This is a genomic window from Agrobacterium sp. ICMP 6402 (assembly GCF_009498615.1).
GTDB classification, from domain to species: domain Bacteria; phylum Pseudomonadota; class Alphaproteobacteria; order Rhizobiales; family Rhizobiaceae; genus Agrobacterium; species Agrobacterium burrii.
The window spans coordinates 1-15,123 of the sequence record NZ_QSNV01000005.1 but is presented as its reverse complement, the minus strand read 5'-3'; the positions used below and the strand labels follow the sequence as shown (position 1 = coordinate 15,123).

At 58.8% G+C, this 15,123-nt stretch carries 14 protein-coding genes; 5 read left to right on the top strand and 9 right to left on the bottom strand.

Annotated features, from left to right (window positions below; all coding sequences use genetic code 11):
• Positions 1-14: 14 nt before the first annotated feature.
• Genes hisF through hisB form a run of 5 tightly spaced genes read right to left on the bottom strand, consistent with a single transcriptional unit; the run spans position 15 to position 3,298 of the window.
• On the bottom strand, positions 15-791 hold the full coding sequence (gene hisF / locus DXT96_RS15050) for an imidazole glycerol phosphate synthase subunit HisF (protein WP_149900321.1): 777 nt from the start codon (positions 789-791) through the stop codon (positions 15-17).
• Positions 788-1,531 carry a 1-(5-phosphoribosyl)-5-[(5-phosphoribosylamino)methylideneamino]imidazole-4-carboxamide isomerase gene (gene hisA / locus DXT96_RS15045; RefSeq protein WP_153515385.1) on the bottom strand — a complete coding sequence of 248 codons (744 nt, stop codon included), beginning with the start codon at positions 1,529-1,531 and terminating at the stop codon, positions 788-790. Before hisA ends, hisF begins: the two co-directional genes overlap by 4 nt.
• Before the next feature lies 1 nt (position 1,532).
• Positions 1,533-2,183, bottom strand: a complete 651-nt coding sequence (gene hisH / locus DXT96_RS15040; protein ID WP_153515384.1) for an imidazole glycerol phosphate synthase subunit HisH — start codon at positions 2,181-2,183, stop codon at positions 1,533-1,535.
• Position 2,184: 1 nt separating this feature from the next.
• Positions 2,185-2,679 carry a DUF2628 domain-containing protein gene (locus tag DXT96_RS15035; protein ID WP_153515383.1) on the bottom strand — a complete coding sequence of 165 codons (495 nt, stop codon included), beginning with the start codon at positions 2,677-2,679 and terminating at the stop codon, positions 2,185-2,187.
• A 22-nt stretch (positions 2,680-2,701) separates the two neighbouring features.
• Positions 2,702-3,298 carry an imidazoleglycerol-phosphate dehydratase HisB gene (gene hisB / locus DXT96_RS15030; protein ID WP_153515382.1) on the bottom strand — a complete coding sequence of 199 codons (597 nt, stop codon included), beginning with the start codon at positions 3,296-3,298 and terminating at the stop codon, positions 2,702-2,704.
• 200 nt (positions 3,299-3,498) lie between these two features.
• On the opposite strand from hisB, the gene hslV reads away from it, so the two are divergent.
• The 4 genes from hslV to DXT96_RS15010 all read left to right on the top strand — a co-directional run bounded on the left by hslV (position 3,499) and on the right by DXT96_RS15010 (position 8,871).
• Positions 3,499-4,023: an ATP-dependent protease subunit HslV gene (hslV, locus tag DXT96_RS15025; RefSeq protein ID WP_003521197.1), complete on the top strand. Its 525-nt coding sequence runs from the start codon at positions 3,499-3,501 to the stop codon at positions 4,021-4,023.
• 87 nt (positions 4,024-4,110) lie between these two features.
• On the top strand, positions 4,111-5,418 hold the full coding sequence (hslU, locus tag DXT96_RS15020; RefSeq protein ID WP_149900316.1) for an ATP-dependent protease ATPase subunit HslU: 1,308 nt from the start codon (positions 4,111-4,113) through the stop codon (positions 5,416-5,418).
• Between the two features lie 198 nt (positions 5,419-5,616).
• Positions 5,617-6,582 (top strand): DUF1402 family protein, encoded by a 966-nt coding sequence (locus DXT96_RS15015; protein WP_371418881.1) that lies wholly within the window; start codon positions 5,617-5,619, stop codon positions 6,580-6,582.
• Positions 6,583-6,702: 120 nt separating this feature from the next.
• Positions 6,703-8,871, top strand: a complete 2,169-nt coding sequence (locus DXT96_RS15010; RefSeq protein WP_371418880.1) for a malate synthase G — start codon at positions 6,703-6,705, stop codon at positions 8,869-8,871.
• Between the two features lie 79 nt (positions 8,872-8,950).
• On the opposite strand, the gene DXT96_RS15005 is transcribed toward DXT96_RS15010, so the two are convergent.
• Positions 8,951-9,652, bottom strand: coding sequence for a L,D-transpeptidase (locus tag DXT96_RS15005; RefSeq protein ID WP_149900313.1), 702 nt, complete (start codon positions 9,650-9,652; stop codon positions 8,951-8,953).
• 183 nt (positions 9,653-9,835) lie between these two features.
• On the opposite strand from DXT96_RS15005, the gene DXT96_RS15000 reads away from it, so the two are divergent.
• Positions 9,836-10,321 carry an MmcB family DNA repair protein gene (locus DXT96_RS15000; RefSeq protein WP_004444350.1) on the top strand — a complete coding sequence of 162 codons (486 nt, stop codon included), beginning with the start codon at positions 9,836-9,838 and terminating at the stop codon, positions 10,319-10,321.
• A 5-nt stretch (positions 10,322-10,326) separates the two neighbouring features.
• On the opposite strand, the gene DXT96_RS14995 is transcribed toward DXT96_RS15000, so the two are convergent.
• The 3 genes from DXT96_RS14995 to hrpB all read right to left on the bottom strand — a co-directional run bounded on the left by DXT96_RS14995 (position 10,327) and on the right by hrpB (position 14,811).
• The gene (locus DXT96_RS14995; RefSeq protein WP_153515380.1) at positions 10,327-10,914 is read right to left on the bottom strand and encodes an ActR/PrrA/RegA family redox response regulator transcription factor; all 588 of its coding nucleotides are present in this window, start codon (positions 10,912-10,914) and stop codon (positions 10,327-10,329) included.
• Between the two features lie 73 nt (positions 10,915-10,987).
• On the bottom strand, positions 10,988-12,295 hold the full coding sequence (gene actS / locus DXT96_RS14990; protein WP_207134935.1) for a two-component system sensor histidine kinase ActS: 1,308 nt from the start codon (positions 12,293-12,295) through the stop codon (positions 10,988-10,990).
• Between the two features lie 29 nt (positions 12,296-12,324).
• Positions 12,325-14,811 (bottom strand): ATP-dependent helicase HrpB, encoded by a 2,487-nt coding sequence (gene hrpB, locus DXT96_RS14985; RefSeq protein ID WP_153515378.1) that lies wholly within the window; start codon positions 14,809-14,811, stop codon positions 12,325-12,327.
• Between the last annotated feature and the right edge of the window lie 312 nt (positions 14,812-15,123).

Sequence of the window (15,123 nt, the reverse complement as noted above, 5' to 3'; positions counted from 1 at the left end):
AGATGTTCCTGCAATCAGTCGAGGCGCATGGCGATGCCATGCTCGGCCATATAGCTTTTGGCTTGCCCGATCGAATAGGTGCCGAAGTGGAAGATGGAAGCGGCGAGTACTGCGGTCGCATGACCGTCCCGCACACCTGCCACCAGATCATCCAATGTGCCTACGCCGCCAGAAGCGATGACGGGTACACGAACCTGATCGGCAATGCTGCGCGTCAGGCCGATATCATAGCCGCTCTTGGTGCCGTCGCGATCCATCGAGGTAACAAGCAATTCACCTGCCCCACGCTCCACCATCTTGATGGCGAACTCCACAGCGTCAATCCCGGTTGGCTGGCGTCCGCCGTGGGTGAAGATTTCCCAACGCTCGGCTTCCCCGTCCTTGGAAACCCGCTTGGCGTCGATGGAAACGACGATGCACTGGTTGCCAAACTTATCGGCCGCCTGCGCCACGAAATCCGGATCCTTGACGGCTGCGGAATTGATCGAGACCTTGTCGGCGCCGCACAGAAGCAGCTTGCGAATATCGGCGACGCTGCGAACCCCACCGCCAACCGTTACCGGCATGAAACAATGATCTGCGGTGCGCGAGACGACATCGAAGATTGTGTCGCGGTTATCCGAGGAAGCGGTGATGTCGAGAAAGCAGAGTTCATCGGCTCCCGCCGCATCATAGGCTTTCGCCGCTTCAACCGGATCACCCGCGTCGATCAGGTCGACAAAGTTCACGCCCTTGACGACGCGGCCGTCTTTCACATCGAGGCAGGGAATAATACGGGCTTTGAGGGTCATGCGCGTACCTCCTTCGTGGCCTTGATGAGGGCAAGCGCCTCGGCGGGGTCGATACGCCCATCATAAAGCGCGCGACCAGAAATCGCACCCTCGAGCTTTGCAGCATCCGGCTGCAACATGCGCTTGATGTCATCGATGGAGGCAAGGCCGCCGGAGGCGATGACCGGTATGGAGACGGCGTCGGCCAGTTCCAGTGTCGAAGCCCAGTTGATGCCGGCGAGAATGCCGTCGCGATCGATATCGGTGTAGATAATCGCGGCGACGCCGGCACCTTCGAAACGTTTGGCCAGTTCGATGACGCCGAGTTTGGAGGCTTCGGCCCAGCCTTCAACGGCAACCTTGCCGCCCTTGGCATCAATGCCGACGGCGACCTGGCCGGGGAAACGCTTGCAGGCTTCAATAACCAGAACCGGATCGCGCACCGCCACGGTGCCGAGAATGACGCGGGCAAGCCCACGGCTCAGCCATGCCTCAATGTGGTCAAGGGTACGGATACCGCCACCGAGTTGAACCGGGTTTGTCGTGGCTTTCAAAATGGCGTCGACCGCCTCGCCATTGACTGTTTCACCAGCGAAAGCGCCGTTGAGATCAACGACATGCAGCCACTCGAAACCCTGATCCTCAAAGGCTTTCGCCTGCGCGCCGGGGTCGGTGTTGTAAACGGTGGCCTGGTCCATATCGCCGAGTTTCAGGCGAACGCACTCACCGTCTTTGAGATCGATTGCGGGAAAAAGAATCATGTCAGGGCTTCCAGCGCAGAAAATTGGAAATCAGGGCAAGGCCGAGCGTCTGGCTTTTTTCCGGGTGGAACTGCGCGCCCGCCATATTGTCGCGGCCAACGAAAGCCGTCATTGCACCACCATAATTGGTGGTGGCGATAACATCCGTCGAATGCCTGGCCGCCAGATGATAGGAATGCACGAAATAGGCGTGCAAGCCGTCTGCGCCGGTCTTGATGCCGTCAAACAGGGGGTGAGGGTGGCGGATTTCCAGCGTGTTCCAGCCGATCTGCGGAATTTTGAGGCTGGGATCGGACGGTGTCATTTCCACGACGTCACCCTCGATCCAGCCAAGGCCCGAGCTGACAGTCTTTTCCAGCCCGCGCGAGGACATCAGCTGCATGCCGACGCAGATACCGAGGAAGGGATGGGCTTTCTTCTCGACGGCTTCAACAAGCGCCTCATGCATGCCGGGAACGGCATCAAGACCGGCGCGGCAATCCGCATAGGCGCCGACACCCGGCAGGACGATGCGGTCCGCTGTAGCGACGTGATCCGGCCTGTCGGTCAGATCGATGGTTGCGTCGATGCCGGCCTCGCGGGCGGCACGCTCAAAAGCTTTGGTGGCCGAACGCAAATTGCCCGAACCGTAGTCGATGATCGCGACGCGCATGTCAGCGCCTTCCATTCAAGTCGAAAAGAAACGATCCGGCGGGATCGTTGATGAAGTTTTTGTCACCGCTCCTTTGCGGCGAAGGGGTCCAGACCGGCTGCGAAAGCTGTTCCGTCGTTTCGGTGTTTTTTGAGAGTTTCGAGAAATATATGTCTTCCGCGCTCGAAAGATCAGGGGCGGAGATGATCGATGCCATCTTCCAGCCTTTTCGGATCAAGTGCTGCACGAGAAAATCGCGTCCTTCCAGTGCGGTGATGAGGGAAATGGCAAAGCCGCACAGAATGCCGACCGGTTCGAATCCGGGTAACATTGATGCCTGACCGGCCAGAACGAGGGCGATAAAAACGACCACCGCCGCCAGCCACGCGCGGTTGATCGCGAGCCACAACCACGGCGCAATCAGAGCCAGCCAGACGAAACGGTCTGCAATAAAGCGGGTCGTCTTGTGGTCCCTGTCCGGCCCGTTGGGGGCTTCCAGAACGAGATAGCTTGTCATGGGCTTCCTGACAGCTTTGGCGTCAGGCCAGCATACCCTTGGTCGAGGGAACGCGGCCTGCCTGCCGGGGGTCGATCTCGGTTGCCGTGCGAAGAACGCGGGCAACGGCCTTGAAGCATGTTTCGGCGATATGATGGTTGTTGGCGCCGTAATGGTTCAGGATATGCAGCGTGACACCGGCATTCTGGGCCAGCGCCTGAAAGAACTCGCGCACCAGCTCCGTGTCGAAAGTGCCGATCTTCGGCGCGGAAAAATTGACGTTCCACACAAGGAAGGGGCGGCCGGAAATATCGACGGCCGCCTTGGTCATCGTCTCATCCATGGCAAGATCGAGCGAGGCGTAACGCGTAATGCCGCGCCGGTCACCCAGCGCCTTGGCAATGGCCTGGCCGATGGCGATGCCGGTATCTTCCACGGTGTGATGGTCATCGATATGCAGGTCGCCCTTGACCTCGATATCCATGTCGATCAGCGAATGGCGGCTCAGCTGGTCCAGCATATGGTCGAAAAATCCCACGCCGGTGGAAATTGTCGACTTGCCGGTGCCGTCGATATCCACACGCACCGAAACCGAAGTTTCGTTGGTGATGCGGATAATCTCGCCTTTACGTTCTGCCATTTTGGCCGCTCCGTGAAAATGTTGCCGTTCCTTATCAGCACGGGACACAAATATCCAGTTGTTCCATCGTCTTGCCTGACGCGCTGAAAACGGTGGGTTGCCCCGAAGATTGCAATCGTGAAAAGCAAACTTACATAGAACTCCAGAAGGCCGTGTCCCGGCCCGTTAACCCCAGGCCCGTAAGGGCAGACAGGTGTTTGATGACAACAATTATTACAGTCAGGAAGGGCGGCAAGGTCGTCATGGCTGGCGACGGGCAGGTAAGCCTTGGCCAGACGGTCATGAAAGGCAATGCCCGCAAGGTTCGCCGCATCGGCAAGGGTGAGGTGATTGCCGGTTTCGCCGGTGCGACGGCAGATGCCTTCACGCTGCTCGACCGTCTCGAAAAGAAGCTTGAGCAATATCCCGGCCAGTTGATGCGCGCAGCCGTCGAGCTTGCGAAGGACTGGCGCACGGACAAATATCTGCGCAATCTCGAAGCGATGATGCTGGTGGCCGATAAATCGACCACGCTTGCCATTACCGGTAATGGGGATGTGCTGGAACCGGAACATGGCGCAATCGCCATCGGCTCCGGCGGCAACTATGCCTTCGCCGCCGCCCGCGCCATGATGGACACGGACAAGTCGGCCGAAGAGGTAGCGCGCCAGTCGCTCGATATCGCCGCCGATATCTGCGTTTATACCAACCATAATCTCGTCGTCGAAACGCTCGACGCCGAATAAGCGAATTTTTCACCCCCATTTCTCACCCAAGGGTCCTGTGGGCCGGGCCGGAATGGCCGGCCGGAACAGGAAAGCCGAGAGGATAGAATGACCACTTTTTCTCCCCGGGAAATTGTCTCGGAATTAGACCGCCACATCATCGGCCAGCATGATGCGAAACGTGCGGTCGCGATCGCACTGCGCAACCGCTGGCGTCGCCAGCAGCTCGATGAGAGCCTGCGCGACGAGGTCATGCCCAAAAACATTCTGATGATCGGGCCGACCGGTGTCGGCAAGACGGAGATTTCCCGTCGTCTGGCAAAGTTGGCCGGCGCCCCCTTCATCAAGGTCGAGGCGACCAAGTTTACCGAAGTCGGTTATGTCGGCCGCGATGTCGAGCAGATCATCCGCGATCTCGTGGAAATCGGCATCGGGCTCGTGCGTGAAAAGAAACGTGCCGAGGTGCAGGCCAAGGCCCATGCCAGCGCCGAAGAACGGGTGCTAGATGCGCTGGTCGGCACGACGGCGTCGCCCGGCACCCGCGAAAGCTTCCGCAAGAAGCTCCGTGATGGCGAGTTGGACGACAAGGAAATCGATATCGAGGTGGCCGATAGCGGCTCGGGCATGCCCGGTTTCGAAATTCCCGGCATGCCGGGCGCCAATATCGGCGTCCTCAACCTGTCGGAAATGTTCGGCAAGGCCATGGGGGGGCGCACGAAGAAGGTGCGCACCACGGTATCGAAATCTTATGCCGATCTCGTCCGCGATGAATCCGACAAGTTGCTCGACAATGAAATGATCCAGCGCGAAGCGGTAAAGTCGGTGGAAAATGACGGCATCGTCTTCCTCGACGAAATCGACAAGATCGCCGCGCGTGATGGCGGCATGGGCGCCGGCGTTTCGCGTGAAGGCGTGCAGCGCGACCTGCTTCCGCTTGTCGAAGGCACGACGGTTTCGACGAAATACGGTCCGGTGAAAACCGACCACGTCCTGTTTATCGCGTCAGGCGCGTTCCATGTGGCAAAGCCGTCCGATCTTCTGCCGGAGCTTCAGGGTCGCCTGCCGATCCGCGTCGAGCTGAAGCCGCTGACCAAAGAGGATTTCCGCCGTATCCTGACCGAAACGGAAGCAAGCCTCATCCGCCAGTACAAGGCGCTGATGGCGACGGAAGAACTCGATCTCGACTTCACTGATGATGCGATTGACGCTCTGGCCGATGTGGCCGTTCATCTCAACTCGTCGGTTGAGAATATCGGTGCGCGCCGCCTGCAGACGGTGATGGAGCGGGTTCTGGACGAGATTTCCTATAACGCGCCGGATCGCGGCGGCTCTGCCGTCAAGATCGATCAGGAATACGTCAAAAAACATGTCGGCGATCTTGCCGCCGATACGGATCTGTCACGCTATATTCTCTGAAGACTTCAGGGACAAACGAAAGAAGAGTGCGGCCATATTTGCCGCACTCTTTTATTTTATCTGCCTCATCTCGCATTCAGCCCGCATTTTGTTTATGGGAAGGGCTGCATTCCGGTTGGAACCGCTTTCGTGGAATGGTCCGGTTTTCCCTCGTTTATTTCGCCGGGAAGCCGCGGACTTGAGAAAAGGCATTTGCTCGTGCGCAAAACTCTTCTGGCATTTGCCGCTGCTCTGGCGTTCACCGTCGTCTCGTCTTCTTATGCCGAGGCCGCAACGGTCGTTCCACCGGGCAATCGCAATGCCGAACAGCCCGGTGTTCCCGGCGCTTCCACCCGCAGAACCAAGGCGTCCAACAGCTCTTTCGAACGCAAGTACCAGAAGGTGATCGACCTCTTGTCCTCCGACAAGGCGCTGATTGCCAAGATCAAGTCGACGGCCGGGCGCTACGGCATCGATCCGATCCATATGGTTGGTGCGATCGTCGGCGAGCATACTTATAATGTCGATGCCTATGATCGACTGCAATCCTACTATGTTAAAGCCGCCTCCTATGCCGGCAGCAGCTTCCGTTTCGGCTACAAGGATGAAACCATCGCGCAGTTTCTGACGCGTTCGCAATTTGCCAAATGTCAGTCGAAAAAGGATTCCTACGGTCTTTGGAACTGTCGGGAAGATGTCTGGGACGACAGTTTCCGCGGCAAGACCGTGGATGGCGTCGCCTATCCGAACAACCGTTTCAGTGCCGTGTTTTTCCAGCCCTTCTACGCCGGGCAGACCTTCGGCCTCGGCCAGATCAACCCGCTGACGGCGCTGATGTTGTCCGACATGGTTTCGAAAACCTCTGGCTATGACAGGCTGGATGAGAACGACGCTACCGCCGTTTATACCGCGATCATGGACCCGGACCGCTCGCTGGCCTTCATGGCCGCCTCCATTCGCAAATCGATCGATGACTACAGATCGATTGCCGACATGGATATTTCGAAAAATCCAGGCGTGACCTCCACGCTTTATAATGTCGGCGGCTCGCAGCAACGGGCGGCCGCTCTCGCCCAGAAAAACCGCCAGCGCGCCGCAGGTGGGGAACAGCCCCTTTTGCCGGAAGAAAACTATTACGGTTGGCTCGTGAATGACCGTATCAAGGACTTGCAGGCGCTTTTGTAGAAAAAGACGACTATCGGCTTCATTGTTTCCAAAATGGAAATAATATTTGGCTACCTGCCGCAATTGACGAGCACCCTCTTCAACGTCCAATCTGGACCTCTAGAATAAGAGGAGGCGCATGTGAACCGCACGAATAAATTCGGTCTTTCCATCGATGACAAGCTTTATGCTTTTTTGACGGATGAGGTGCTGCCGGGCACGGGTCTGGACAGTGAGGTTTTCTTCGAAGGCTTCTCGGCCATCGTCCATGAGCTTTCTCCGAAGAACGATGAACTGCTGGCAAAGCGCGACACATTGCAGGAAAAACTGGATGGATGGTACCGGCAGAACGGCGCTCCGGTGGATTTTGCGATCTATGAGGGCTTTCTGAAGGATATCGGTTACCTGCTGCCGGAAGGCCCCGGCTTCAAGGTGGAAACTGGCAATGTCGATCCGGAAATTGCTGCCGTCGCCGGCCCGCAACTCGTTGTTCCGGTCATGAATGCGCGTTATGCGCTGAATGCCGCCAATGCCCGCTGGGGTTCGCTTTACGACGCGCTTTACGGCACCGATGCCATCTCCGATGCCGATGGTGCGGAAAAGGGCAAGGGTTACAATCCGAAGCGCGGCGAAAAGGTCATCACCTGGGCGCGCAACTTCCTTGATGAATCGGCACCGCTAGAAACGGCAAGCTGGTCGGATGTGTCAGGTTTCAAGATCGTTGACGGCCTGTTGCAGCTTGCAATCGGCGACGCCACGACGGGGCTCAAGGACGCCGCACAATTCAAGGGCTTTACCGGTGAGGCGGAGAAACCGGCAACGATCCTGCTCGGCAAGAACGGTTTGCACACCGAGATCGTCATCGATCCGTCGACGGAAATCGGCAAGGGCGACAAGGCGGGCATCTCCGATGTCATTCTCGAATCCGCGCTGACGACCATCATGGATTGCGAGGATTCGGTCGCTGCCGTCGATGCCGAAGACAAGGTGCTGGTTTATGGCAACTGGCTTGGCCTGATGCGTGGTGACCTGACGGAAGACGTATCCAAGGGTGGCAAGACCTTCACCCGCAGGCTGAACCCGGATCGTTATTATACCGCGCCCAATGGTTCGGCGCTCACTTTGCCGGGCCGCTCGCTGATGCTGGTGCGCAATGTCGGTCATCTCATGACCAATCCGGCAATCCTGGACAGGAATGGCCGCGAGGTTCCCGAAGGCATCATGGATGCCGTCGTCACCGCACTGATCGCGCTTTACGACGTCGGCCCGTCCGGGCGGCGGCAGAATTCCCGCGCCGGCTCCATGTATGTCGTCAAGCCGAAAATGCACGGGCCGGAAGAGGTCGCTTTCGCCAACGAGATATTCTCTCGCGTCGAAAACCTCATCGGTATGGCGCCGAATACCATGAAAATGGGCATCATGGATGAGGAGCGTCGCACCACGGTCAACCTCAAGGAGAGCATCCGTGCTGCGAAGGATCGCGTTGTCTTCATCAACACTGGCTTCCTCGACCGCACGGGCGACGAAATCCATACCTCGATGGAAGCAGGCCCGATGATCCGCAAGGGCGATATGAAGCAGGCCGCCTGGATAACCGCTTACGAGAACTGGAACGTCGATATTGGTCTGGAATGCGGCCTTTCCGGCCACGCGCAGATCGGCAAGGGCATGTGGGCCATGCCGGACCTGATGGCGGCGATGCTGGAGCAGAAGATTGCGCATCCGAAGGCCGGCGCCAACACCGCCTGGGTGCCGTCGCCGACGGCGGCGACGCTGCATGCCACACATTATCACAAGGTCGATGTAGCGGCCGTTCAGGACGGCTTGAAAAGCCGAGGCCGCGCGAAGCTTTCCGATATTCTGTCGGTGCCGGTCGCGCCGCGTCCCAATTGGACGCCGGAGGAAATCCAGCGCGAACTCGACAATAATGCGCAAGGCATTCTGGGATATGTCGTGCGCTGGGTCGATCAGGGTGTCGGTTGCTCCAAGGTGCCTGACATCAACAATGTCGGGCTGATGGAAGATCGCGCGACGCTGCGTATTTCCGCACAGCACATGGCGAACTGGCTGCGCCATGGCGTGGTGACAGAAGGGCAGATCGTTGAGACCATGAAGCGCATGGCTGCCGTGGTCGACGGGCAGAATGCCGGCGACGCGGCCTATCTGCCGATGGCGTCCGACTTTGAAGGGTCGATCGCGTTTCAGGCAGCCGTTGAGCTGGTGCTGAAGGGCCGTGAACAGCCGAACGGCTATACCGAACCGGTTCTGCACCGCCGCCGTCTGGAACTGAAGGCGAAGCAGTCAGCCTGAAGCTGCGCCTAGGCGTTTAGACAAATAAAAAAGCCGCCGGGAATTCCACGGCGGCTTTTTCTTTGTCTTGTATCTGATCTTACTGGATCACGACCACCTTGGAGCTGCGGCCTGGACGGACGCGGCTGTAAAGATCCATGACATCCTGGTTGATCATGCGGATGCAGCCGGAAGAGGCGGCGGTGCCGATCGAAGCCCATTCAGGCGAACCATGGATACGGAACAGCGTGTCCTGTCCCTTTTCGTTGAAGAGATACATGGCGCGTGCGCCGAGCGGGTTGGAAAGGCCCGGACCCATGCCCGCCTCAACATACTTGGCGACTTCCGGCTTGCGGTCCGCCATTTCCTTCGGGGGATGCCACATCGGCCATTCCTGCTTCCAGGCAACATAGGCTTCACCGGCCCAGGCGAAACCCGCCTTGCCGACGCCAATGCCGTAACGAACCGCGCGGTTGCCGGACATGATATAATAAAGGTAACGCTCGCGCGTATTGACGATGATCGTGCCCGGACGCTCGTTTGTCTGGAACTCGACGATCTGGCGACGGAACTTCTCGTTCACGCGATTGATCGGAATAGCCGGCAGCGCATACCCTGCGTCGGTCACCGGACCATAGACGTCATTGAAGATCTGGACGGTTTCGACTTTTGCCGGAACGGGGTCGGCAACCGGCACCGATGCCGCTATTTTACCGGAAGATGGGGAGGTGGTTTCGGCGCAGCCGGCCAGAGCCAGTGCTGCCGTCAGACCGAGTACGGCCAATGGGGTGCGGATGCGCATATCGTTCTCGCGGAAAATTCGCCAAATTGTGCGAAGGAGTAGGCTTAATTGGATAAATCGGTTATTTTCCATTAAACCGCTCTTGGCAAGCCGTTGTGCACTCACAAGTCGGTTGTGCATTTAAAATTGCCGGTTGATTGCCTTTTTGCAACAATAGGCCAAACGCTTCAGCAGCCTTTATCCATGACTATTCTTTCCGTTACCAACAATAATCCGTTAATAGATGGCCGCCAGTCGGACAAGGCGATGCTGGTGCGTCGCGGCGTTCAGGTGCTTCTGCACGAGATGCGTCATTCGGTACTGCCGGAACTGCCGCTTGCGAGCGGGCGAAGGGCAGATCTCATCAGCCTGTCGGTTAAGGGTGAAATCTGGATCATCGAAATCAAATCCTCGATCGAGGATTTCCGCGTCGATCGCAAATGGCCAGAATACCGCCTGCATTGCGACCGGCTGTTTTTCGCCACCCATCCGGAAGTCCCGACCGATATTTTCCCGGAAGAATGCGGATTGATCCTGTCGGACGGATATGGCGCCCATATGCTGCGCGATGCGCCGGAGCATAAATTGCCGCCGGCGACCCGCAAATCTGTGATGCTGGATTTCTCGAGAACCGCTGCAACCCGGTTGATGCTGGCGGAGTGGACGACCGGGCGCAGCTTCGGAGAGTGACGCCGTTACTTTGGTGCGCGCTTTGCCAGAATGCGCTGCAAGGTGCGCCGGTGCATGTTGAGACGGCGGGCGGTCTCTGAAACATTGCGTTCGCACATTTCATAAACGCGCTGAATATGCTCCCACCGCACCCGGTCGGCAGACATGGGATTTTCCGGAACCTCGGTCTTTTCACCCTTGCGCTGCGTCAGAGCATTAAAGACATCGTCCGCATCGGCAGGTTTGGCCAGATAATCCAGCGCCCCGAGTTTCACAGCGGTAACGGCGGTTGCGATGTTGCCATAACCGGTCAGAACGACGATCTGCGTATCATCCCGGTACTGCCGGATGGCTTCGATCACCTCCAGCCCGTTGCCATCGGCAAGCCTCAAATCGACCACAGCATATTTGGGCGGCGCTGCCTTGGAGCGCGTAATACCTTCGCTCACCGTCTCGGCGGTATCGACGGTAAAGCCACGTGTTTCCATCGCCCGGGCCAGCCGGCGCAGAAACGGGCCGTCATCATCGACGATCAGCAGAGATTTGTCGGGGCCGATCGGATCAATGTCATCCGTCGGTGCGCTGGTGGGTGGGGTCTGGTCTTCTGTCTTCATGTTTCCGGCCTTCCGGCAACTTCGTCGGCTTTGTTTTCTTGTTCTTATCGCCGCTTCAACGTGGATGGTAAAGTCAATGACTTCTTTTATCGTCCATAAGCGCCCGAGGCCAGATGATTGTGACCCGCGCGCCGGTTTTGCTTGACCCCCGATTTTCGAAGATGACGCTGGCGCCGGATCGCTCCAGCAGCGTCTTGGCGATGAAAAGGCCAAGCCCCAGCCCACCCGCCCGCGTGTCGTTGTGACGTTCGGTCACATAGGGCTCGCCAATGCGGGCAAGCACGTCATGGGCATAACCCGGCCCATCATCCTCGATGAGGACTGCGACGTTCTGCGAGTCATGCTCCACCGTCACCGTCACCTTCTCCCGCGCATAATCCACGCCGTTTTCGATGAGGTTGCCCAGCCCATAGATGATACCGGCATTGCGAATGCCGACCGGTTCATCGGCCCGGTTGCTCTTTTCCACGAGTTCGAGGCGAATGCCGAATTCCCGATGCGGCGCCATCACCTCCTCGATCAGCGAAGAGAGCGGCAGGCGACGCATATGTTCCTCATTGTCGGCTGAAAGCGATGTGAGGCGGCGCAGAATATCGCGGCACCTTTCACTCTGGCTGCGCAGCAGCGCTATGTCTTCGCCGTATTTTTCATCATTTCCGAGTTCGCGCTCCATCTCCTTGGCGACAACACTGATGGTTGCAAGCGGCGTGCCGAGTTCATGCGCTGCGGCGGCCGCAAGCCCATCCAGCTGCGAGAGGTGTTTTTCCCGCTCCAGCACCAGTTCGGTTGCAGCCAGCGCGTCGGCCAGCTGATTGGCCTCATGCGAAACGCGATAGGCATAAAAGGCCGCAAAGGATGTGGTGGCGATGATCGCGACCCAGGTACCGACATGCAGCAGAAGCTGGATCGGCAAAACCTCGCCGGGATACCACGGAACCGGAAACGGCGAAAAGGCGATCGCAGTCGAGCAGATGACGGCAAAGCTGAGAAGAATGAGCGAATGCCGCAGCGGCTGCGAGGCAAACGCGATAATGACCTGCACGCAGATCAGCGGCGCGAAAGGATTGGAAAGGCCGCCGGTGATATAGATCAGCGCCGTCAACTGCAGCAGGTCGAAGGCCAGCAGCAATGTCGCTTCCCACGGTTCCAGACGATAAGTGGAGGGAAAGCGGGCGGTGAGAAACAGATTGGCAAGCGCCAGCGCCGCAATCAAAAGGCCGCAGGCCAGAAGCGGCAAGGGGAAGTTAAGCCCGAAAGCAACGAAAAGGATCGTCGCCGTCTGTCCCGCAACGGCGAGCCATCGCAGCCAGACAATGGTCTGCAGTCTTATCCTGCGGCTTGCACGGCCAAGCCTTGTGGTTTCGATAGGATGGCCAGCCACCTTCGTCTCCTTTACCCTATTCATCGTCGTCACGTTCCGCGCGGTTTCGCACGGCTGGTCGGCAGAGCCGCTGCCGGGTCCTCCGGCCATGGATGGCGCGGATAACGCCCGCGCATATCCGCCCGCACATCCTTCCAGGATCCAGCCCAGAAACCGGGAAGATCGCGTGTCGTCTGTATCGGCCTGTGCGCCGGCGAGGTCAATTCCAGCAGCAGCGGCAAGCGCCCCTGCGCGATGGCGGGATGGGCCTTTAGTCCGAAAAGTTCCTGCACACGAATGGAAAGGGTCGGTTCGCTGGCATCGTAGCGGATGGCGTGCCGCTGGCCCGTCGGTGCCTCGAAATGCGTCGGCGCTAGTCTCCCGAGGTCACGCGCCACCTCATGCGGCACCAGAGATATAATCCCCTCAGAAAGGCTACCCGGCCGGATATCCTGCAAGCTACGCGCGCCGTGCTGGAAAGGGACGAACCAATCATCAAGTCGCGATAGCAATGCTGCATCGCTGACATCCGGCCAGGGCTCACCGATGCTGGCGTTCAGAAAACCGATCCTGTCGCGCAGCTGCAAAGTTTCTTTCGAGAAGGGCAGGATGGCGATGCCGAATTCCCGAATGCCATTCGCAAGCGCCTGTGCCGCCTGCTCGCCTTCCGGGCGGGGCAGGGGCGTTTCGTCAAGAATGATGGCGCCCAGCCGCGTGACCCGGCGCGCGCGCGCCTGGCCGCTTGCCTTGTCAAAGAGCAACTGGTCCTGCTGAACGATAACGTGCGGCATCCGCTCTTCTATATCGGCCCTGTTGATGCTTGCCGCTGCAAGGATGCGCGGCTGCGCTGCCCGTCCGGTAATATCGGCCACGACAAGCATTCTGCTCGCCGCCAGTCGCTCAGTTTCTGCAAGTTCAGCACCCCGCCCATTCGCCATCACATAACGGCCGCGCGCGCCGCGCTGAAGCGCGATCCTGTCCGGATAGGCGTGCAGCAGCAAGGGGCCGGCCTCACTCGGTAATTCGGCTGTCGTTTTTGTATCGCCAACCGCATCGAACAGTCTCGACGCCAGCTTGCGCGCCGCTTGCGCTCTCTCGCCTTTCTCGGAAACAAAGCGCCGTAGTCGTTCATCGAGATCGATGTCGTTTCCGCCCAGCCCCTGTTCCGTCAACATGACGGCGAGCATCGCCGCCTTTTTCCCTGCACCCTCACTTGCCGCTGCAATCACCATCGCCGCCAGCCGCGGTGGCAGTGAAAGGCCGCGCATCAGGCGGCCACGTGGCGTGAGCGCGCCGCTTTCATCGAGAGCGCCGAGATTTTTGAGAAGCGCCACCGATTCCTTAAGCGCTGCTTCAGGCGGTGTGTCCAGAAAGGCGAGCATGGAAGGATCGTGAACACCCCAATGAGCGAGATCCAGCGCAAGGCCGGAAAGATCACTCGCCAGAATTTGCGGTGGCGTAAAGGCATTTAGCGCCGCCGTCTGTCCCGAATGCCACAGACGGATCGCAACGCCGGGTTCCGTTCGTCCCGCGCGGCCCGCCCGCTGATCCGCGGACGCCCGCGACACCCGCACGGTCTCCAGCCTCGTTATTCCCGTTGCCGGTTCGAACACCGGTAGTCGCTGCAACCCGCTGTCAATCACCACGCGCACACCGTCGATGGTGATCGAGGTTTCCGCGATGGAGGTGGCAAGCACGATCTTGCGTCGCCCGGCCGCCGCCGGCTTGATCGCTGCATCCTGCTCCTTTTGCGACAGGTTACCGTAAAGCGGGATGATGTCCGTATCATCGGAAAAGCGTCCCTCCAACCGTGCGGCCGTGCGGGTGATTTCCGCCTGCCCTGGCAGGAACGCAAGGATGGAACCTGTTTCCGCCGCATGGGCTTCGATAATCGCCTTGGCGACTTTCTCTTCAACCGGCGCGCCCTGCCAGCGATCCTCGTAGCGAACATCGATTGGAAATGTCCGGCCGAGGCTCTGAACAACCGGCGCATCGCCCATTAGCGCGCTGATGCGTTCCACATCAAGAGTGGCGGACATAACGAGGATGCGAAGATCGTCTCGCAATCCAGCCTGCACGTCGAGCGCCAGCGCCAGTCCGAAATCGCCGTCGAGTGAGCGTTCATGAAACTCGTCGAAAATAACTGTCGAAACGCCGGTAAGCTCCGGATCATCAAGCACCATCCGGGCGAATACCCCCTCGGTCACCACTTCTATCCGGGTTCTGGAGGAAATGCGGTTGTCGAGCCGCATGCGATAGCCGACGGTTTCGCCCACACTCTCGTGCGCCAGATCAGCCATGCGCCCGGCCGCGGCCCGAGCGGCAAGCCGGCGTGGTTCAAGAAGAATGATCTTGCCGTTGCCGCGCCATTCCTGCTGCAAGAGGTGAAGCGGGACCAGTGTCGTTTTGCCCGCGCCGGGAGGAGCCGAAAGAACCGCACGTTTCGCGCCGGCCAGCGCATCGGCAATATCGCCCAGAACAGCGCTAACGGGAAGTTCGGGCAAATAGGTCTTTATAGGAGCTGCTGTTCTGGTCATGCAAAGAGGCCTGCGGCATTGGGGTGGTATATGAGCGTCTCTCTACCGTTCTAAAGCACGATCAGGCGGTTTGACAGCGGCTGGTGAGGGGTTCGCAGATGCTCCTCCGGCAATATCGCTGCTGCTTGCGAGCTATTGGCAATGATGCGTGCAAAGGAGACTTCGCGTGCGTGGTGAAAACGCCCGAAGATTCAGCCCTTTACGGCTCCCTGTCTCTATTCTTCGGAAACTTTCATGTAAAATCAGCCACTTACCAAAAATGTCAGTTTTTTGACGGCGGGTGTGTTGACTTGTTTGCGGGTGATCTCTTAT